The organism is Sphingomonas arenae (genome assembly GCF_016924655.1).
Classification (GTDB): Bacteria; Pseudomonadota; Alphaproteobacteria; order Sphingomonadales; family Sphingomonadaceae; genus Sphingomicrobium; species Sphingomicrobium arenae.
Genome location: NZ_JAFFJU010000002.1, coordinates 85916 through 106939, shown reverse-complemented (window position 1 = coordinate 106939; position 21024 = coordinate 85916). Strand labels below are relative to the sequence as shown.

14 protein-coding genes are annotated in these 21024 nt (G+C 66.1%); 6 read left to right on the top strand and 8 right to left on the bottom strand.

What is annotated here, in order from left to right; translation table 11 throughout:
- The first annotated feature begins 56 nt into the window (after nt 1-56).
- Genes JT720_RS06660 through JT720_RS06640 form a run of 5 tightly spaced genes read left to right on the top strand, consistent with a single transcriptional unit; the run spans nt 57 to nt 6164 of the window.
- Nucleotides 57-1184 (top strand): fumarylacetoacetate hydrolase family protein, encoded by a 1128-nt coding sequence (locus JT720_RS06660; RefSeq protein WP_237219849.1) that lies wholly within the window; start codon nt 57-59, stop codon nt 1182-1184.
- A gap of 11 nt (nt 1185-1195) precedes the next feature.
- On the top strand, nt 1196-2632 hold the full coding sequence (locus JT720_RS06655; protein WP_205480336.1) for an aldehyde dehydrogenase family protein: 1437 nt from the start codon (nt 1196-1198) through the stop codon (nt 2630-2632).
- Nucleotides 2619-3392, top strand: coding sequence for a D-xylose 1-dehydrogenase (gene xylB / locus JT720_RS06650; RefSeq protein WP_205480335.1), 774 nt, complete (start codon nt 2619-2621; stop codon nt 3390-3392). Before JT720_RS06655 ends, xylB begins: the two co-directional genes overlap by 14 nt.
- Before the next feature lies 1 nt (nt 3393).
- Nucleotides 3394-4260 carry an SMP-30/gluconolactonase/LRE family protein gene (locus tag JT720_RS06645; RefSeq protein WP_205480334.1) on the top strand — a complete coding sequence of 289 codons (867 nt, stop codon included), beginning with the start codon at nt 3394-3396 and terminating at the stop codon, nt 4258-4260.
- The gene (locus JT720_RS06640; protein ID WP_205480332.1) at nt 4239-6164 is read left to right on the top strand and encodes a sialate O-acetylesterase; all 1926 of its coding nucleotides are present in this window, start codon (nt 4239-4241) and stop codon (nt 6162-6164) included. The genes JT720_RS06645 and JT720_RS06640 overlap by 22 nt, the downstream gene beginning before the upstream one ends.
- A 3-nt stretch (nt 6165-6167) precedes the next feature.
- Here JT720_RS06640 and JT720_RS06635 read toward each other — a convergent pair whose 3' ends face one another.
- From JT720_RS06635 to JT720_RS06625, 3 genes are all read right to left on the bottom strand, one after another.
- On the bottom strand, nt 6168-7946 hold the full coding sequence (locus tag JT720_RS06635) for a dihydroxy-acid dehydratase (protein WP_205480331.1): 1779 nt from the start codon (nt 7944-7946) through the stop codon (nt 6168-6170).
- Between the two features lie 79 nt (nt 7947-8025).
- Entirely contained in the window at nt 8026-9432 is a 1407-nt protein-coding gene (locus JT720_RS06630) for a sugar porter family MFS transporter (RefSeq protein ID WP_205480330.1), read from the bottom strand.
- 98 nt (nt 9433-9530) lie between these two features.
- Entirely contained in the window at nt 9531-10574 is a 1044-nt protein-coding gene (locus tag JT720_RS06625) for a LacI family DNA-binding transcriptional regulator (RefSeq protein WP_205480329.1), read from the bottom strand.
- Nucleotides 10575-10689: 115 nt separating this feature from the next.
- On the opposite strand from JT720_RS06625, the gene JT720_RS06620 reads away from it, so the two are divergent.
- Nucleotides 10690-13104: a glycoside hydrolase family 3 N-terminal domain-containing protein gene (locus tag JT720_RS06620; RefSeq protein WP_205480328.1), complete on the top strand. Its 2415-nt coding sequence runs from the start codon at nt 10690-10692 to the stop codon at nt 13102-13104.
- Between the two features lie 6 nt (nt 13105-13110).
- Here JT720_RS06620 and JT720_RS06615 read toward each other — a convergent pair whose 3' ends face one another.
- The 5 genes from JT720_RS06615 to JT720_RS06595 are packed head-to-tail and all read right to left on the bottom strand — an operon-like array spanning nt 13111 to nt 21011.
- Complete coding sequence (locus JT720_RS06615) at nt 13111-14940, bottom strand: glycoside hydrolase family 9 protein (protein WP_205480327.1); 1830 nt, start codon at nt 14938-14940, stop codon at nt 13111-13113.
- A gap of 23 nt (nt 14941-14963) precedes the next feature.
- Nucleotides 14964-16502, bottom strand: a complete 1539-nt coding sequence (locus JT720_RS06610) for a tryptophan halogenase family protein (protein WP_205480326.1) — start codon at nt 16500-16502, stop codon at nt 14964-14966.
- Nucleotides 16499-18019, bottom strand: a complete 1521-nt coding sequence (locus JT720_RS06605) for a tryptophan halogenase family protein (protein WP_336511959.1) — start codon at nt 18017-18019, stop codon at nt 16499-16501. Before JT720_RS06605 ends, JT720_RS06610 begins: the two co-directional genes overlap by 4 nt.
- A gap of 26 nt (nt 18020-18045) precedes the next feature.
- Complete coding sequence (locus JT720_RS06600) at nt 18046-19512, bottom strand: tryptophan 7-halogenase (RefSeq protein ID WP_205480323.1); 1467 nt, start codon at nt 19510-19512, stop codon at nt 18046-18048.
- Nucleotides 19509-21011, bottom strand: coding sequence for a tryptophan halogenase family protein (locus JT720_RS06595; RefSeq protein WP_205480321.1), 1503 nt, complete (start codon nt 21009-21011; stop codon nt 19509-19511). Before JT720_RS06595 ends, JT720_RS06600 begins: the two co-directional genes overlap by 4 nt.
- Nucleotides 21012-21024 lie beyond the last annotated feature (13 nt).

The window sequence follows — 21024 nt, the reverse complement described above, 5'->3', positions numbered from 1 at the left end:
GTGTCGAGGCCGAATGGTAGCGCTACCAACAGACAATCGCGCGAGGTCGGGTGAGCATGGAAGACGTGGCGGCGATGCTGCCGGAAGATCACGGGGAAGCAGTGCTCGCCGGGCGGCTGCAGCTGGCGGCGGGTCCAACTCCAGTGCTCATCCGCGGCGGTATCGTCGAGGACGTCTCCCGCGTTGCGCCCACCATTTCCGACCTGCTCGACCTCGACGATCCCGCTTCTGCCAGGGGCGAGCCGCTCTTTCCTGTGTCGGAACTCCGTGCCGACCAGCTGCTTGCACCCGTCGACCTGCAGGTGGTCAAGGCGGCCGGCGTGACCTTCGCCATCTCGGCGATCGAACGGGTCATCGAAGAGCGTGCCCGCGGCGACTATCAGCAGGCGGCAGCGATCCGCGACAAGCTCGAGCAGCGCATCGGCGGCGCCATACGCTCGGTCGTCCCTGGCACACCCGAGGCTGCACGGCTGAAGGACGCGCTGCTCGAAGACGGGCTCTGGTCGCAGTATCTGGAAGTCGCGATCGGACCGGACGCGGAGATCTTCACCAAGACGGCGCTGCTCGCGAGCGTGGGTTCGGGGGCGCCGATTGGCGTGCGTTCCGATTCGAGCTGGAACAATCCGGAGCCGGAAGTCGTGGTGGTTGTCGACAGCCGCGGCTCAATCAAGGGCGCCAGCCTCGGCAATGATGTCAATCTGCGGGACTTCGAAGGCCGCAGCGCGCTGCTGCTGAGCAAGGCCAAGGACAACAATGCGTCATGCGCGATCGGGCCGTTCATCCGGCTGTTCGACGCGCGCTTCACTCTGGACGACGTGCGCTCGGCCGTGGTCGAGCTGGAGATCGTCGGTGAGGACGGCTTCACCCTGCGCGGACGCAGCCTGATGAGCGAGATCAGCCGTGACCCGGCGGAGCTCGTCCGACAGGCGCTGAGCGAACACCATTATCCGGACGGCTTCGCGCTGTTCCTTGGAACGCTGTTCGCGCCCACGGACGACCGCGATGAGCGGGGCCGCGGGTTCACCCACAAGCCGGGCGATGTGGTTCGCATCAGCGCTCCCAGGCTCGGCACTCTGGTCAACCGCGTGACCACGTCAAAGGAGGCGCCCCCCTGGCGCTTCGGCGTGCGCGCGCTCATGCGCAACCTGGCCAATCGCGGCCTCCTCGCCACCACGAACGCCTGAAAGCAGGACCCATGTCCGACATCCTGAGTCATTTCATCGGCGGCCGCGCGCTTGGCGGCGACGCCAGCGGCAGCAGCGTGAACCCGTCCAACCTGGACGACACGGTCGCGACCTATCCCAAGGGGAACGCCGAGGACGTCGACCAGGCAGTCCAGGCGGCGCGCGCAGCCTTCCCGGCCTGGTCCGAGGCGTCGCCGGAGGTGCGCTCGGACGTGCTCGACCGCGCCGGCGCGCTGGTGATGGAGCGGGCGAAGGAACTGGGCGCGTTGCTGTCGCGCGAAGAGGGCAAGACGCTTGCGGAAGGAACGGGCGAGGTCATGCGCGCCGCCCGGATCCTGAAATATTTCGCCGGCGAAGCGCTCCGGCGACACGGCCAGACGCTGGAATCGACGCGCCCCGGCATCGATGTAGCAACTCACCGTGAGGCGGTAGGCGTCGTCGGCCTGATCACGCCGTGGAACTTTCCGATTGCCATTCCGGCGTGGAAGGCAGCGCCGGCGCTGGCGTTCGGCAACACCGTGGTCCTGAAGCCGGCGACGCCGACCCCCGCCATCGCGCACGCGCTGGCTGCGATCATCCACGAGGCCGGCGCTCCAGCCGGCGTGTTCAACCTGGTCATCGGCGAAGGGGACGTCGGCCGAGCCATTGTCGATCATCCGCAGGTCGATGCCATCAGCTTCACCGGCTCGCAGGGCGTCGGCGCAATGGTGGGGCTTGGCGCGATGAAGCGCCAGGCGCGGGTGCAGCTGGAGATGGGCGGCAAGAACCCGCTCGTGGTGCTGGACGATGCCGACCTGGAACGGGCAGTCACCTGCGCCATCGACGGGGCCTTCTTCGGCACCGGCCAGCGCTGCACCGCGTCTTCGCGGATCATCGTCACGGAGGGCATCCACGACCGCTTCGTCGAAGCGCTGGCGGAGCGCGCCCGCTCGCTGCGGGTCGGCGACGCGCTCGACCCGCAGACCCAGATCGGTCCGGCGGTCAGCGAGCAGCAGCTCGAGCAGAACCTGCGTTACGTAGGGATCGCGCGGGACGAGGGCGGCAAGGTGCTGACGGGCGGCGAAGCACTGACGCTCGACAAGCGTGGCTACTACATGGCGCCGACGGTGATCGCCGACACCGCGCCGGACCAGCGCATCAATTGCGAGGAGGTCTTCGGGCCGGTGGCCAGCACGGTGCGCGTGCGGGACTATGACGAAGCGCTGGAGATCGCCAATCGCGGCCAGTTCGGCCTGTCGGCCGGCATCGTCACCAACTCCCTAAAGCACTCCCGTCATTTCCGTCGCGCAGTGCGGGCGGGGATGGTGATGGTGAACCTGCCAACGGCTGGCGTCGATTATCATGTGCCATTCGGTGGAACGCGCAAGTCGAGCTACGGCGCGCGGGAGCAGGGCTTCGCCGCAGTTGAGTTCTACACGCAGATCAAGACTGTCTATGTCGGGGGCTAGTTTGGAGCAGGCGGGAGCAGGCAGCGCGATCTATCCGAGCCTGCGCGGCAAGCGCGTGCTGGTCACCGGCGGTGGATCGGGGATCGGCGCGGGCATCGTCGAGGCTTTCGCCGGCCAGGACGCGCACGTCACCTTCTTCGACATCTGCGAAGATGAATCGCGGGAGCTTGCCGAAAGTCTGAATGCCGGGTTCGAACGCGTGGACCTGACCAACATCGCTGCGACGCAGGCGAGCATCGCGCGGCTGGTGGAAGAGGCGGGGCCGTTCGACGTACTGGTCAACAATGCCGCGAATGACGACCGTCACAAGGTGGAGGACGTCACCGAGGAATATTGGGATAACCGGGTCGCAGTGAACCTCAAGCACCTGTTCTTCTGCGCACAATCGGTCATCCCGGGCATGCGGCAGAAGGGGGGCGGAGCGATCGTCAACCTTGGCTCGATCAGCTGGCACCTCGCGCTGCCGGAGCTGGTGCTATACCAGACGTGCAAGGCCGGCATCGAAGGACTGACGCGCGCGCTGGCGCGGGAACTGGGCCCCGACAACATCCGCGTGAACTGCGTCGTCCCCGGAAACGTGCGGACCCCTCGTCAACTCAAGTGGTACACTCCGGAGGGTGAAGCAGAGATCGTCGCGGCGCAGTGCCTCAAGGGTCGGCTGGTGCCGAAGGATATCGCTGCGATGATCCTGTTCCTGGCGTCGGACGAGGCGCGACTGGTGAGCGGACACGAGCATTTCGTTGATGCGGGGTGGCGCTGAGATGACCGAGGCGCCGCGGGTCGTATGGGAGGTCGCGGCGCAGCTTGGCGAGGGTCCGGTCTGGGTCAACGACTCCTTCTGGTTCACCGATATCAAGCAGCACAAGATCCATCGCCTGCATCCCAACAGGGGTGATCGGCGCAGCTGGGATGCGCCCGAACAGATCGGCTTCGTGCTCCCGGCGAGTAGCGGCGGCTTCGTCGCTGGGCTGCAAAGCGGTCTGCACCACTTCGATCCGGGCAGCGGAGAGTTCCGGCTGATCCAAGAGGTGGAGCCGGAGCATCCTCGCAATCGGCTGAATGATGGCGTGGTAGACGCTGCCGGGCGGCTCTGGTTCGGCACCATGGACAATGGCGAGCGGGCGAAGAGCGGGAGCTTCTACCGGTTCGAGCGCGGGCAGCTGACGCATGCGGGGCTGTCCGGCGTCGCCATCACCAACGGGCCCGCGATCGCGCCGGACGGGCGGACGCTCTACTGGGTCGACACTCTCGAGCGGACGATTTCGGCCTGCGAGATCGCTCAGGACGGCAGTTTGGGTCCGTCTCGGCTGATCGTCGAAATCGAGGAGGGCGGGGGCTTTCCCGACGGTCCGACCTGTGACGCGGAAGGGTGCATATGGATCGGTCTCTATGCCGGCTGGGAGGCGCGCCGCTACTCGCCGTCAGGCGAACTGCTGGAGCGGGTGCGTTTCCCGGTGGCGAACATCACCAAGCTCGCCTTCGGAGGCCAGGACTTGCGCACGGTCTATGCGACCACCGCGCGGCAGAAGATGAGCGCGGAGGAGATTTCCCGCCAGCCCGCCATCGGTCATCTGTTCGAGTTCCGGGTGGACGTGCCCGGCTTGCCATGTCCGCGCATCGCACTCTGACCGCCCTTACGGCGACGCTGCTGGCGGGAACAGCTGCGGAGGGCGCCCCGCGGCTCGATCCCCTGTTCGGCGACGGCGCTGTGCTCCAGCGGGAGCGGCCTATCCGGGTCGCCGGAGACGCCGATGCGGGCGAGCGTCTGCGGGTGAGCCTGGCGGGACAGGCGCGGGAAGTGCGCGCGGATGGCAGCGGACGCTGGTCGGTCGAGTTCGCGCCGCTCCCTGCGGGCGGGCCACATGTGCTCGAGGCCCGTTCTTCCTCGGGGGTGGCGCGCGCTGCCGACGTGCTGCTGGGCGATGTGTGGCTCTGCTCGGGCCAGTCGAACATGGAATGGGCGGTCAAGCAGGCGCTGAACGGCGCGGGGGAGGTGCAAGCGTCCAGGGACGACCAGGTGCGCATCCTCACTGTTTCCCAGAAGACAGCGCTAACGCCCCAACAGCGCTTCGCCGAGCCGCCGTCATGGGCCCGGCTGACGCCGGGGAGCGCGGCGGATTTCTCGGCAGCGTGCATCTTCATGGTCCGGGACCTGCGGGCGACGCAGAAGGTGCCGATTGGCGCCATCGACGTGAGCTGGGGCGGATCGCGCATCCGGCCCTGGCTTGATGAAGCGTCGGCCCGGGCAATCGGGGGAGAAGGGGACGCGGCGCTGCTGGCGCTCTACCGGCGCGATCCCTCGGCAGGCGCCCGCCGCTTCGGCGAGCAATGGGGCGCCTGGTGGCGGGAGCGGACCGGCGACGCCGCTGGGCAGGAGCCCTGGCGAGCGAGCGACCGGCTGCAATGGCGGCCATTCCCGGCAATCGGACCCTGGGAGGAGTGGGGCGATCCCGCTTTCGCCAGCTTCAACGGCCAGGTCTGGGCACGTCGCCGGGTCACGCTGACACCGCAGGAGGCCGCGAAAGGAGCGACCCTCTCGCTCGGCGTGGTGGACGATCTTGACCAGACGTGGGTCAACGGCATCGGCGTCGGCAGCATGTTCAGCTGGTCGGAAGGACGGGATTACCGCATCGCGCCGGGGATACTTCGTTCTGGCGAGAACGAAATCCTGGTCAATCTGGGCGACAGCTGGGGGCCGGGCGGATTCCAAGGACCGGCGGAGCGGCTGAAGCTGACCTTTGCCGACGGCAGCGCGAAACCGCTCGGGACCGGATGGGAATATTCGGTCGTGCCGGCGGAGATCGGTAATCCGCCACGAGCGCCGTGGGATACGCATGCGGGTCTCGGCACCATGTACAACGGCATGATCGCGCCTCTCGGACCGCTCAGCCTGAAGGGGGTGGCCTGGTACCAGGGCGAGTCGGACGTGGGCGTTCCCGGCTACGAGAAGCGCCTCGCGGCCCTGATGGCGAGCTGGCGAAAGCAGTTCCGCGACCCCCAGTTGCCGTTCCTGGTGGTGGCGCTTGCGGGCTTCGGGAGACCAGTGTCCGAGCCGGTGGATAGCGGGTGGGCGGCGCTGATCAACGCGCAGCGCAGGGCTGCCGCGGCGGACTCCCGAGCGGCGCTGGTTGTCGCAACCGACCTTGGTGAGCAGAACGACATCCATCCACCCAACAAGCAGGAGGTGGGCCGTCGGCTGGCGCTTGCGGCGCGAGCCCTGGCGTACGGTGAAGAGGACGCCGCGCTCAGCCCCTTGCCGCTGGCGGCGACTAGGGAAAGGGACGCCGTCCGCGTGTCCTTCTCACGCGGGCTGCGTGCGATCGGAGGGACCCGGCCCATCGGCTTCGAGCTCTGCGCTGCGACGCAGGACAGCTGCCGCTGGGCCGAGGCGCGGATCGACGGGAATGCCGTGGTGCTGTCCGGGGACGGGAAGCGGGCCACGCGCGTGCGCTACGGCTGGAGCGACTTCCCCATCCTCAATCTTTATGCGGATGACCTGCCGGCACCGCCGTTCGAGCTGCCGATCCGCTAGCTCTTAGTGATTGTGGCGCGGTGTCCGCGAGGACGTGCCCCGATACTTGAGGGCGAGCTCCAGCACAGCGCCGTCTGCCAGTTGCCCGGTCTTCTCGCGGTAGATTTCTTCCCACGGCGTCTGGCTTTCCGGCACGGGCGGCGGCGGCTCGGCCGAGCGGCGGGCGATCTCCTCCTCGTCAACCAGCGCGTCGCAACGGCCGCTCGCCAGGTCGATGCGGATGATGTCGCCGGTGCGGAGCCACGACAGACCCCCGCCCGCCGCGCTCTCCGGAGAGGCGTTGAGGATGGAGGGGCTGTCGGAGGTCCCCGACTGGCGGCCGTCGCCGAGCGTCGGCAGGCTCATGATCCCCCGCTGGATGAGATGGTCGGGCGGTTGCATGTTGACGACCTCGGCCGACCCGGGCCAGCCGAGCGGCCCTGCACCGCGGATCACCAGGATGCAATTTTCGTCGATTCCGAGCGAGGGATCGTTGATCCGGTGGTGGTAATCGTCGGAGCCGTCGAACACGACCGCTCGCGCCTCGAACACGTTTTCATGGCCTGGGCGCGAGAGGTAGCGCCGGCGGAAGTCGTCGGAGATGACGCTCGTCTTCATAATGGCGAAGTCGAACAGGTTGCCCTTGAGGACCAGGAAGCCCGCCCGTTCGCGCAGGGGCTCGGCAAAGGGTAGGATCACCTCCCGGTCGCCGGTCTCGCGGTCCTGCAGGTTCTCAGCCTGCGTGCGTCCGGTGACCGTCAGCGCCGATCCGTCGAGCTTGCCGGCCTGCAGCAGTTCCCACAGGACTGCCGGGACCCCGCCTGCGCGGTGGAAACGCTCGCTGAGGAAGACGCCGGCGGGCTGCATGTTGACCAGCAGCGGCACGTCGTAGCCATGCTCCATCCAGTCGGCGGGACCGATCTCCACGCCGGCCTGGCGCGCCATGGCGGTGATGTGCGGCTGCGCATTGGTTGACCCGCCGATCGCACCGACCAGCCGGATGGCATTGAGGAATGCATCGCGGGTCAGGATGCGTGACGGCCGTAGGTCGTCGTAGGCCATCTCGACGATCCGCTTGCCGGTGAGATAGGCCATCTGGCCACGCTCGCGGTAGGGCGCCGGAATGGCGGCATTGCCGGGCAGGCACATGCCGAGCGCCTCGGCGACGGCGTTCATGGTCGAAGCGGTGCCCATGGTGTTGCAGTGCCCGGCCGAGGGAGCAGAGTCCGTGGCGCGGCGCAGGAACTCCTCCTCGTCGATCACGCCCGCGGCGAGCAGACGGCGGGAACGCCAGATGACGGTTCCGGAGCCTACCAGCTCACCCTCGTGCCAGCCGTCCAGCATCGGTCCGCCCGAGAGAGTGATCGCGGGAATGTCGACGGTGGTCGCCGCCATGATCGCCGCGGGTGTCGTCTTGTCGCAGCCGGTGGTCAGGACCACGGCATCGATCGGATAGCCGTTCAGGATCTCGACTAGGCCCAGATAGGCGAGGTTGCGGTCGAGCGCTGCCGTGGGCCGACGACAATTCTCGAAGATGGGGTGCATCGGGAATTCCATCGGAATCCCACCCGCGTCGCGGATCCCGGCCTTGATGCGGTCGGCCAGCTCCAGGTGGATGCGGTTGCACGGGGCGATGTCCGAGCCGGATTGCGCGATACCGATGATCGGCTTGCCGCAGCGCAACTCGTCGGCGGTGATGCCATAGTTCATGAACCGCTCGAGGTAGAGCGCGCTCATGTCGCTTCGACCCGGCGCCGCGAACCACTCTCGGGATCGGAACGGCCGGGCAGGGGTGCGGGTCACGTCATTCTCCGTTCGAAAGGAAGGGGCGCGGCCCGCTTGACCGCAGCCGCGCCCCTGTTCTTGGTCGCCAGGCTGGGACTCAGCCCTGCATCTCCTCCAGCTCCTTGCCCTTGGTCTCGTGAATGAAGCGCTGGACCAGGAAGAAGCTGATCACCGCGGAGACGGCATAGAAGCTGTAGCTGAGCGCCAGCCCGAGCTCACGCGCCATGACTGGGAAGCTCTGCGCGATCAGGTAGTTCGAGAACCATTGCGCGAAGCCGGCCACGGCCAGTGCCGAGCCGCGGATCTGGTTGGGGAACATCTCGCCCAGCATGACCCACATGACCGGACCCCAGCTGACGTTGAAGAAGACCACGTACAGGTTGGCGGCGATCAGGGCGACCCAGCCAAGCTCCGGCGAGAGCTGGAGATTGCCGGCGGCATCGAGACTGCCGTTGGCAAACGCGTAGACCATGGCGAACAGGGTCGCGGCCATGCCTGCGGAGCCGATCAGGAGCAGCGGCTTGCGACCGATCTTGTCGATCACCGCGATGGTGATGAAGCAGGCGGCGATCGAGACCAGGCCCGAGACGATGTTGATCTGAAGCGACTGATCTTCGGTGAAGCCGGCCAGCTGCCACAAGGTCGCGCCATAGTAGAAAATGACGTTGATGCCGACGAGCTGCTGGAACACGGCAAGCAGGATGCCGGCCCAGACAATCGGGCGAATGCCGCCGCCGGGCGCCTTGAGGTCGCTAAGCCGGGGACGATGGTCCTCGCTGAAGGTCTGGCGGATCTCGACCAGCTTGGCATCGGCAACGTCGCGTCCAAAAAGCTTGGAAAGAACGCCGTGAGCCTTCTCGTCGCGCCCCTTCGAGACGAGGTAGCGCGGGCTCTCCGGAATGAAGAGCAGCGCGAGCAGGAAGACGGCGGCGGGCAGAGCCTGCATCAGGTACATCCAGCGCCATGCCTCGAGGCCGAGCCAATAGGTGGCGACAGACTCGCCGGCGGACGCGGCCAGGAAGTAGTTCACCACGAAGGCGGCGGTCAGTCCCGTGATGATCATGATCTGCTGGAGGGTGGTAAGCCGTCCGCGGATGCTCGCGGGTGCCACCTCCGAGATGTAGGCAGGGGAAAGGACGCTCGCTGCGCCTACCGCCACGCCGCCGGCGAAGCGCGCAACGACGAAGAGCAATTGGGTATGGGCGAAGCCCTGGACCAGGGCGCCGATCAGGAACAGCACGGCGGCGAGCATCATGACGTTGCGCCGGCCCATCAGGTCGGCCAGCCGGCCGGCGGAGAAGGCGCCGACGAAGCAGCCGATCAGCAGGGAGCCGACCGTGAAGCCGAGGCCTTCCTCACCCAGGTTGAAGGCCGTCCTGAGGCCTTCCTGTGTCCCGTTCACGGCTCCGCTGTCGTAGCCGAACAGGAAGCCTCCGATGGTGGCCACGGCAACGATCGCGCCGATGTAGCCCATATTCGCCCGTGACGGACTCGCCTCTGTCATGAACCCCCTCCAAGGTTTGTTGGGCGGACCACACCGCCGCATCGTGTTAGCGGTAACTTCTCCACGACCAGCAGCGAAACGCAATGGCCTTCATGCCGTTACTTCGGGGAGGCCGCCGATGCGCGGACCACCAGTTCGTGGTCGAGCACAGCCTCTATCGGCCCGGTCGTGGTCCCGCGCCGCTCTGCACGGACCTCGGCGAGGAGCAGCTCGAGAGCCCTCCCTGCCATGCCGGAAACCGGCTGGCGGATGGTCGTCAGCTCCGGCCAGACCGCCGTCGCGAGCTGGGTGTCGTCGAAACCCACTACGCTGAGGTCTCCCGGCACGTTCAAGCCGCGGCGATGGGCGACGCTGACCACCGCCGCCGCCATGTCGTCGTTGCTGGCGAAGATTGCCGTAGGCGGGGTTCGTCGGCGCAGCAGCTTCTCGGCTGCGTCGAGCCCGGAGCGGAAGCTGAAATAGCCTTGCTCGACAACGATGTGCTTGGCCAGGCCGGCCGCCTCCATCGCCAGCCTGAACCCGCGCTCGCGCTCCACGCTGGCAATCTGGTCCGGATGCCCTTTGATGAGAGCAATGCGTTTGTGTCCGAGGCCGATCAGATACTCGGTCATCTGCCTTGCGGCGCTGCAGTCATCCATCCGGACATTGAGCGGATTGGGATGCTTCCCCTTGGCAACGGTGACGACCGGAATGCCGGCCTTAGCGAGTGCGGTGAGGATGGGGGCCGATTCGGATAGGGGCGGGGGGAGAATGACTCCTTCCACGCCGGCATGGGCGAGGTGGTTGGCCGCTTCGCGCTGGCCCGCCTCATCCTCGGACTCGCAAGGTTCGATCACCAGCTGGCAGCCGGCGACCTTGGCGGTTTCCAGCGCGCCGACCAGGAACTGACTGAGGTAGGCGGCGCTCGGGTTCGAATAGAAGAGTCCGATGTGGGTCGCTTCGCCCGCCGCCAATGATCGCGCAGCCGAATTGGGAGAGTAGCGCAGCCGGTCGATCGCTCGCAGCACGTTCTCGCGAGTCCGCTCGCGCACGTTTCCGCCGCTGTTGATGACCCGCGACACGGTCATGGCCGAGACGCCGGCCTCTCGGGCGACGTCCTGAATGGTGACGTTTCCGCGACCCCTCCTGCCTGGCCTGCTCATGCTCGCCCGTTCGTCCCCCTTTCGCGCGCGGTCGTAAGACGCGGGAACAGGCATTGCAACGCTGCTACTGCTCTTTATGGTAGCGCTACCAACAGCAGTTGTGCAGGGGTTGCAGATGATCAGCGGGCGTTCGGTTCGACTTCTTGCAGCGGCGCTTGCCGCCACGACCCTCGCAGGTGCGACAAGCGCGACCGGCACTGCCCAACCCAGAGGCGCCGCTGTTTCGCGCGCGATCTACAAGGATCCTTCACAGCCAGTCGAGCGGAGGATCGAGGACCTGCTTCGGCGAATGACGCTGGAGGAGAAGGTGGCTCAGCTGGTCACTGTCTGGGAGCAGAAGGGAAAGATCCAGACAGACGACGGGACCTTCTCGCCGGAAGAAGCGTCCCAGAATTTTCCTCACGGCCTGGGACAGATCGCCCGGCCATCGGATCGGCGCGGAGTCACGGTCGCCAACACGGGCGCGGCTGGCGCTGCTGCGGGAGCGGTCAACCGCAACGGACGCGAGACGGCCGACTATATCGATGCCGCGCAGCGCTGGGCGGTCGAGAAGACTCGGCTGGGCATTCCCCTTCTGATGCATGAGGAGGCATTGCACGGCTACACCGCTCGCGGCGCGACCAGCTTCCCGCAGGCGATCGCACTTGCCAGCAGCTGGGACCCGGCCTTGCTCGAGCGGGTGTTTTCGGTTGCAGCGCGCGAGATGCGGGCCCGTGGCGCCCACCTGGCACTGGCGCCGGTCGTCGACGTGGCGCGTGATCCGCGCTGGGGACGGATCGAGGAAACCTACGGCGAGGACCCACATCTCGTCAGCGAGATGGGCCTCGCAGCCATCCGAGGCTTCCAGGGACGCACCTTGCCGCTCGCGTCCGACAAGGTCCTGGTCACGCTCAAGCACATGACCGGTCACGGTCAGCCGGAGAATGGCACCAACGTCGGTCCCTCGGACATCAGCGAGAGGACGCTGCGTTCCATCTTCTTCCCGCCATTCGAACGCGCAGTGACCGAGTTGCCCGTGCTTTCGGTCATGGCATCATACAACGAGATCGACGGCATCCCATCCCATGCCAACGGCTGGCTGCTCAACGACGTGCTGCGGGGCGAGTGGGGCTTCAAGGGCGCGGTAGTCAGCGACTATTTCGCCATCCGTGAGCTGATCACGCGCCACCGCATGTACAGCAGTCTCAAGGACGCTGCCGAGCGGGCGATGGAGTCGGGCGTCGACTCCGAAATGCCGGATCCCGAGGGCTTCGTGCACCTGCCGGAGTTGGTTCGGACGGGACGGGTGTCGCAGAAGCTGGTCGACGATGCGGTCCGGACCGTGCTGCGGATGAAGTTCCAGGCCGGGCTGTTCGAGAACCCCTACGTCGATGCGGGCACGGCGGATGCGAAGACCGCTACACCGGATGCCATCGCGCTGGCCCGCGAGGCCGCTCAGCGTTCCATGGTGCTGCTCAAGAACGAACGTGGCCTCCTTCCGCTCGACCCGGCAAAGATCGGCCGCATGCTAGTGGTGGGGACTCACGCCAGGGACACGCCGATCGGAGGCTACAGCGACGAGCCCAGCCATGTGGTGAGTGTCCTCGAGGGCCTGCAGAAAGCAGCCGCGGGACGCTTCACCGTCAACTATTCCGAGGGCGTGCGCCTGACCGAGAGCCGCTGCTGGTCCTGCGACGAGGTCAAGCTCGTGCCCGAGACGATCAACCGCAAGCTGATCGCCGATGCTGTCGCGGCCGCGAAAAAGGCCGACACGATCGTGCTGGTACTCGGCGAGAACGAGCAGCTCAGCCGTGAGGCCTGGGCCGATGCTCACCTGGGCGATACGACCTCGCTGAACCTGGTGGGACAGCAGGAGGAGCTCGCTCGGGCGATTCTAGCGTTGGGCAAGCCGACCGTCGTGCTGCTGCTCAACGGCCGACCGCTGTCCGTCAACTATCTGGCCGAGAACGCGTCGGCCTTGGTCGAGGGCTGGTACCTTGGGCAGGAGACCGGGAACGCGGTCGCCGACGTGCTGCTCGGCAAGGTGAGCCCCGGCGGCAAGCTGCCGGTCTCCTTCGCGCGCAGCGTCGGGCAACTGCCGATCTACTACAACCACAAGCCGACGGCGCGGCGTGGCTACCTGTTTGATACCACCAAGCCGCTTTACCCGTTCGGCCATGGGCTGAGCTACACGACGTTCGACATTTCCGCACCGCGCATCGCCCGCCCGAGCATCGCCGTGGGCGAGACAGCAAAGGTCAGCGTGGACGTGACCAACACGGGGCGGCGCGTGGGAGACGAGGTGGTGCAGCTCTATGTCCGCGATGACGAGGCCTCGGTGACCAGGCCGGTGATCGAGCTTAAGGGCTTCCAGCGGATCACGCTGCAGCCCGGAGAGCGGCGGACGATTACCTTCGACGTCACCCCCGCGCACCTGAGCCTGTGGAACACGCAGATGAAGCGCGTGGTGGAGCCCGGCACCTTCACCATCTCGGTGGGCCCCAATTCCGTCGACCTCAAGACCGCCAAGCTGACGGTCGCCGCTCGCTAGGGAGCCTTACCGATCCTGCTGGTGCTCGGCCAGCCAAGCCGACACCCACACCAGCGGCGCGTTCCAGTTGATGGCGACCTCATTGAGGCTGAAGGCATGGATGTCGTCCGCCCAGCATTTCTGCGGGGCGCAGGTGCCCTTCAACTTGCTGGCGACATCGTCGCTCATGTTGGTGCTGTTCGGTCCGCCGGAGATCGCCCCGGGCGGTGGCGGTGGCAAAGCCTTGTCGAGCGAGTGCGCCCAGAAGCGGTGGTGCGGATTCTGCATCGGGCGGACGCCGTAACCGGACACGAAGGAACGATCGAGCGGGTTGCGGCCGAGGATGAAGTCCATGCCGTCGATCACGCCGTCGCGGTAACGGCTGTCGCGCGTGAAATCATACGCCAGCGCCATGATCATCGAACGGTTCAGGATGTTGCTGGTCGAACCCCACGTCCACCCTGAGGCCGGCGCGAACGGCAGGGCGTAGCCGACCTGCTTGCGCTCGGCCAGGAAGCGATCGGCAGCCGCGCGGATCTGACCGCGAAGGCGCTCGACCTCCAAAGGCGGGAGTGCATTCGGAACGGTTGCAAGCGTGATGGTGCCGAGCGGCGCGGTGCCTGGCCAACTCGGCTCCCCCTGAACGGGCGCCCGAAACGCCGGGGAGCGCTCGACGGCAGCGCGGTAGGCCGGCTTGCCGGTTGAGGCAAAAAGCTCGGCGGCCGCCCAGTAGAATTCGTCGCCGAGCTGGTCGTCGCCATAGGCGCCACTGCCCGTGAAGTCGGCCAGCGCGTAGACCTCCGGGTTCCGCTCGGCAGCCGCCCAGGCGCGCTCGGCCGCGCGCAGGCAGCGATCCGAGAAGGCCGGGTCGATGGTGCGCCAGATTCGCGCGCATTGCGCAGTCGTCGCTGCGAGATTGAGAGTCGCCGCCGTCGTCGGCGGAAACAGCACGCGCCGCTCGCGTACCTCGTGGGGTCGCTGCGGTAGGGGCGTCCACTTCTCGTCCGCCACCTTGTGGTGAACCATGCCGGACGCATCAATGTCAGTGAAGGTCAGCCCGGGCGTGGTCTGCTTGGCCCCTACCGGAAGGCGCAGGCGAGTCCCTTCAGGCACCTGCATCTTGAGCATGAACTCGGTCTGCCAACGTGCCTCGTCGAGCAGGTCGGAAACGCCGTTGCCGCGCTCGGGAACGGTCGCGTTACCGTCCGCGAACAGGCGGGAGTTGGACGCACTCAGGCGCTCGTAGAGATTGAGCAGGGTCCACAGCGCGATGCCGCCGTTCACGACATACTTGCCGTGGTCGCCCGCATCGTACCAGCCGCCGCCAAGCTCCAGCGTGTACGGGCAACCGGGCCATAAGTTGCCCTTGCTGTCTGCACCCGAAACGCAGGTGGCCCGCTCGGTGGCGTGTCCCGCCGGCCGTGCCCAGCGTTCGCCGACCAGGCTCGCGTCGATCGGGGTGCCGGCGCGGTTGTGGTAGAAGTAGGCAAGCGCATCGTACGGCAAGCGATCGTAGATGCGCGGCGCGACGCTGAAGGGTCGGCTGCTGTCGTCGCCGACCTTCAGGGTAAGCGACTTCGCCGAGCCTTTGTATCCACTGAAGTCGACTTGATGGACGTGTTCGCCTGACCAGCGATCCGGGCCGAACACGCTTGTTCGACCGGATGCCACGACCCGGCCCTGCTCATCGATGAGGGACCAGGGCAGCGGCCGCTTCGAGTTGTTCGCTAGAACGGCACGCTTTGGCCCGTCCACGAGAATGCCCAGCTGGTTCAGCCGAACGGGCGCATCCTGTGCGGCAGCCGGCACCGAGGCCGCCAGCACCGCAGCCGTCGTCAGCAGCACCAAGCTCTTCATCGTCAGGTTCCTTCGGTGATCTTTCAGGCAGCGCGAGCCGCGGTCGCTTGCACGAGCTCGGGCGCGGCGCAGTTGTCGAGAATGAACTGCTTGTGGGTGGGCATGTACTCGGCACTGTTGTGCACGGCCTCGGCGATATGTTTCAGGCGAGCCCGCGTTTCCTCGAGCGGCATGATGTCCGCGACCGGATCGTACGTGCGGGCCTTCATCAGCTGCCCGATCATGACCGCGAACCAGCTCGTGTCGTTGAACAGCTCATCATTCTCGCGGAAGGTCCGGCCGTAGGCCTGGAACACCCGGATCTTCTCGGCCAGCCGTTCGGGGACTTCCATGTTCCGGCAGTAGTTCCAGAATTCGGAGTCGTCCCGCTCAGTGGCGTTGTAATGGAGCACCAGGAACTCGCGCACGATCTCGTACTCGTTCGCGACGATGCGGTTGTAGCGATCGATGTCGGCTTGCTGGAAGGTGCGATCCGGAAACATGGTCATCAGGCGCGACAGGCCGCTCTGGACCAGCCAGATGCTCGTCGATTCCAGCGGCTCGAGGAAGCCGGCCGCCAAGCCAAGCGAGACGCAGTTCTTGACCCAGGTCTGGCGGCGTCGCCCCGTCTTGAACGGCACGATCCGGGGGTCTGCGAGCGGTTTGCCGTCCAGGTTCTTCATGAGGATATCGGTCGCCTCGTCATCGCTCATGAAATCGCTACAGAAGACATGGCCGTTGCCGATGCGGTGCTGCAGCGGAATGCGCCATTGCCAGCCCGCCGTGTGCGCTGTGGAGCGGGTATAGGGCGTGATCTCTTCCGTGCTTTCGCAGGGAACGGCGATGGCCCGATTGCAGGGCAGGTAGTGCGACCAGTCCTCGTAGCCGCTCTTCAACGCCTGCTCGATCAGCAGGCCGCGGAAGCCCGAGCAATCGATGAACAGGTCGCCCTCGATCTTGCGCCCGTCCTGCAGCGTGACGGATTCGATGAAGCCGTCCTCGCCGCGAAGGGTGACGTCGACGATCTTGCCTTCCTGCCGTACCACGCCCCGGCTTTCGGAATATTCACGAAGGTAGCGCGCATAAAGGCCGGCATCGAAGTGATAGGCGTAGGCGATGCTCGACAGCGGCGAGTTGCCGTTGTCGAACGGGCGCATGAACTTGCCGCGCTCGCCGGCCAGCGCGGGCAGCGACCATTCGTCCAGCCGCGGCGCCTCGCCGAGTTGGTGCAGGCGCAGCCAGTGCGAGTGGAACGAAACGCCTTGCATGTTGAGGCCGTAGCTTCCGAACGGGTGGAAGTAGGTATGGCCCTCACGACCCCAGTTGCGAAACTGGATGCCGAGCTTGAAGGTGCCCTTGGTTCGACGGACGAAGTCGTCCTCGTCGATTTCCAGCATGCGGTTGAACGTCGCCATCTGCGGGATCGTGGCTTCGCCGACGCCGATGATCCCGATCTCGTCAGATTCGATGAGGGTGATGGAGCAGTAATTGGTGGTCAGGATTTTGGCCAAGGTCGCGGCCGACATCCAGCCGGCGGTTCCGCCGCCGACTATGACCACGCTGCGAATTCGATTGTCGCTCATGATGCGTTCCTCATCGGGATGGGACGTGCACGCTGGGCCGGCGCGGCACGACAATGTTGGTCGATGAATTGGCGGTGGGTGGGCATTGCCTCGGCCGCGTGCCGCATGAACGCTGCCATCCGCAGGAGAGTCTGGCGGATTTCCTCCGGGTTGCCGGCAGCGTCCACCAGAGGGTCCCACCGTTCAGGCTGGATGCCTTGGCCAAGAAAGACCGCCAGCCAGCTCGCTTCGCTGAACAGCTCATCTTCGTGCCGAAAAAGCCGTCCGTTCTCCGCGAACAAGGCCATCTTGGTCGCCAAGCTGTCCGGGACCTCCATGGCGGCCGCGTCACGCCAGAATGCGGTGTCACGGCGATCGTTGGCCTTGTAGTGCAGGATGATGAAGTCCCGCACCTGTTCGAACTGCCTGGCCGTGAGCCGGTTGTATTCCGCTTCGAGCACCGGGTTGAAGCCACGGTCGGGCAACATGGCCAGCAGCTTGGAGATGCCGGCTTGGACAAGGTGAATGCTGGTGGACTCCAGCGGCTCCAGGAAGCCGCTGGCCAGCCCCAGCGCAACCACGTTGCGGTTCCATTGCTTGCGTCGGCGCCCCGTCGTGAAGCGGATCAGGCGCGGTTCGGCCAGCTGCTCTCCTTCGAGCAATGTCAGCGCCGTTGCGCTCGCCTGCTCATCGGAAAGGTGGCTGCTGGAGTAGACATACCCGGTCCCCAGCCGATGCTGTAGCGGGATGCGCCACTGCCATCCCGCGCCCAGAGCGGTGGCACGCGTGAAGGGGAGCGGATCGGCATCACCTGCACAGGGGACCGCAACCGCCCGATCACACGGGAGCCATCGCGTCCACTCCTCATAGCCGGTCTCAAGTGCCTCCTCGATCAGCAGGCCGCGAAAGCCGGAGCAGTCGATGAAGAGATCACCCTCGATCCGCTCCCCATTGGCGAGGTGGACCGCTTCCACAAAGCCGCTTTCGCCGTTGAGGTTCACGTTTGCCACGCGTCCCTCCCGGCGAACCACGCCCTGGGCTTCCGCATGCTCGCGAAGATATGCCGCATAAAGGTTGGCATCGAAGTGGAACGCGTAGTTCAAAGTGGACAACACGGACCTGGGGTCCGCCGCCGGCCGCTGGAAGCGTCCCAGGCGCGCCGCCACCGCGCAGAGGTTGAACTCCTCGATGTCGGGGATAACGCCTCGGCTGCTGTGCTGGAGCCAGAACTGGTGAAAGCTCACGCCTTCCAGGTCGGCGCCAAAAGTGCCGAACGGATGCATGTAGCGGGTGCCCGGTCGCTGCCAGTCGACGAACTCGATCCCGAGCTTGAACGTGCCCTGGGTCCGGCGGACGAACTCGTTCTCGTCGAGACCCAGCATCGCGTTGAAGGTGCGGATGGGCGGGATCGTCGCTTCGCCAACGCCGATCGTTCCGATTTCGTCGGATTCGACCAGCGTGACGCTGATCCCCGCCCGGCAGAGCCTGGCAAGGGCGGCAGCGGCCATCCAGCCGGCGGTGCCGCCTCCGACGATCACGATGCTCCTAAGGGGGGCCGCGCCGCTCACGCCGCAGCACTTCGCCGAATGGCGGAGAGATACTCTCCATGGGTTGGAAGTGGCCGAATCGCTGTAATCGTCAATTCTCGCATGCGGGCGAACTGGCGTTGCAGGTGCTCGACCGGGATTGCATCGGCAATCGAATCATAGCGCCGGGGCCGCAAGCCAAGCTCATCGAACAGGAGTGCCCATTCGTCTTCGTCAAGCAAGTCGCCATCGAGCAAGGAGACGCGCCCCCGGCTTTCATAGAGCGCAAGCTTGTGGCCGAGCTCTTCCGGCACCTCGCCCGCTCGTCGCGAGTCCCAGAAGCTCTCCCCCGAGCGCGCGTTGAGCCGGTAGGCGACCATTGCCAGGTCACGGCTTCGATCCAATTCCGCGATTGTCTCTCGATTATACTCCCGCGCTTCGGAACTTGCCGGGAGTGTGCCAGGCAACAAGCGCAGCAAACGCTCAAGGGCCGACCGGACCAGGTCCAGGGGAAGCGCATGCACCGGGTCCAGTGTTGCAGCGGCGGCGCCGATCGCAACGCAGTTGCCGACCCAAGGTTCGGCAAGGCGTCCGGCGTTCATGACGGTGGATCCGGGTCGCGGATCCAGGTCGGCTGATCCGCTAGATGCGAATAGTTGGACGGCCCGACCCTGGGTCGGCACGGTCATTCGCCACCCCGTCGGGAGCGCCTCGACATGGGAGTAGAGAGGCGGGGCCGCATTGGTGGCCTGCATCGTTTCGACCCAAGTGTTGCACGGTAGCAGGCCGGACCAGTCCTGCCATTCCATGTCCTCAACCTGGCGAACGACCGCACGCTCGATCCCACTGGCGTCCACCACCAGATGAGCATCGTGTCTCGAACCGTCCGCGAGCCGAACGACCGAGATGCTGCCGTCCGGTGCGAACTCGACCCCGTCGTAGGTGGTTCGCGAATGTTGAGCTCCGAAAGCCGTCGCCCGCTGCAGCAGCACTGCCCGGTATTCGCGCGCCGGCAGGTGAAGGCCGTGCTCAAGCTCAGCAAGCGGGTTGGAAGGGTCGGCCGGCGGGAGGGCAAAACGTCCACTTTGCGCCATCATCGGGGCAGCCGTATAATCTCCGAAGCGGAGATCCTGGCCGGTGGCGCGAAGCCGTGCCGCGAGCTGGTGGAAGGAAACGCCGTGAAGCTTCGCCCCGGCACCGCCGAACGGGACGAAGTAGGTGGGCCGGACGGAGGACCAGCCCGACCAGGCCGACCCGAGTGTGAAGCTTGCACCCGCCGACTGTACCAGTCGCTCGTCGTCCAAGCCGATCATGCGATGAAGACGTGCCATGCCGGGGCGCGTGGTCAGCACCATGGTTGACGGCCCGACACTGGTGTCCTCACCGCCTGTGCCGACCAGGTGAACCTCGAAACCCGTATTGGCCAACGCCCGCGCCAAGACGGCGGCCGTCAACGCGCCGGCGACTCCATCACCAATGACGATCAGCTTGCGCGCCGCACTCATGCTGCGGCCCCCAGTTGCGCAAGATAGTCCCAATGGCTCGGCATGGCCTGAGCGGCGAACCGGCAGCCCGCAGCAACCCGGCCGATCTGCCGTTCCAGGTCAGAAGCCGACAGCTTGTCTGCCCTGGGGTCGTAGCCCTGCGGGAGGATGTTCTGACCGACGTACACCGCGATCCAGCTGGGCTCCAGGAACATGCCGTCGCGGTACCGGCTCACTGCTCCCCGATGCCGGAACAGGTCGATCTTCTCTTCCAGCGAGTCCGGCAGGGGCATGGTACGCACATAATCCCAGAAGGGAGAATCGGACCGGTCCGTCGCGCAATAATGTAGGATCAGGAAGTCGCGGATCCGTTCGTATTCGATATCCATCAGCCGGTTGTACTCGGCGGCGTCAGCCGGGTCCCATCCATGCAGTGGAAGGAACTCGATCAACCGTCCGATGGCGAGCTGGATGAGGTGGATGCTGGTGGACTCCAGCGGTTCAAGGAAACCGGCCGAGAGCCCGATCGCAACACAGTTCGCGACCCATTGCCGGTCCCGCTTGCCCGCTTCGAAGCGGAGCCGGTTGGGGCTGGCCAGCGGTTCCCCGTCCAATTGCTCGACCAGCGTGCGCTCGGCGGTTTCATCGTCTGTGAACGCGCTGCAATAGACATGGCCGTTGCCAGTCCTGTGCTGGAGCGGGATGCGCCAGATCCAGCCGGCGTCGCAGGCGGTCGCCCGAGTGTAGGGTGTCAGCTCGTCGGTGCCGGAGCAGGGGAGGGCGATCGCACGATCGCACGGCAGCCAATGTGCCCAGCTCTGGAACGCGGCGCCAAGGGTCTGGCCGACGAGAAGGCTGCGGAAGCCCGAGCAGTCGACGAACAGGTCGGCCTCTAGGGCAGAGCCATCCTCCAGAACGACCCGTTCAACCCACCCATCGTCGGAGCGTCGCTGCACCTCGACGATCTTCCCCTCGTATCGCTCGACACCACGCTCCTCCGCGTAGCTGCGCAAGACGCGGGCGTAGAGAGAGGCATCGAACTGGTACGCGTAGGAGAAGGTGGAGGCGATCGAGGACAGGTCCTCCGATGGGCGGGAGAAGCGGCCCAACCGGCTGGCCTGCACGGGCAGCGAGAATTCCTCCAGCGACAGGCTTCCGCCGTTCAGCCTGTAGCGAGTCCAGAGCTGCAGGAAGTTCACGCCCCCGGTGCTGGTGCCATAGCTTCCGAACGGGTGGATGTAGCTGTCGCCGATGCGGCCCCAGTTGCGGAACTCGATACCGAGCTTGAACGTCGCCTTGGTTGCTCGCATGAACTCCGCCTCGTCGAGGCCGAGCGTCGCGTTGAAGAAGCGAATGTGCGGCACCGTGGCTTCGCCAACCCCAACCGTGCCGATCTCCGCGGATTCGACCAAGCGGATGCGGACGGGGAGCCCCTTGAGCTTGCAGGCCAGTGCGGCGGCCGTCATCCAGCCTGCGGTGCCGCCACCCACGATCAGAACAGTGCGAACACCCCCGGACATCACGATTATCGTT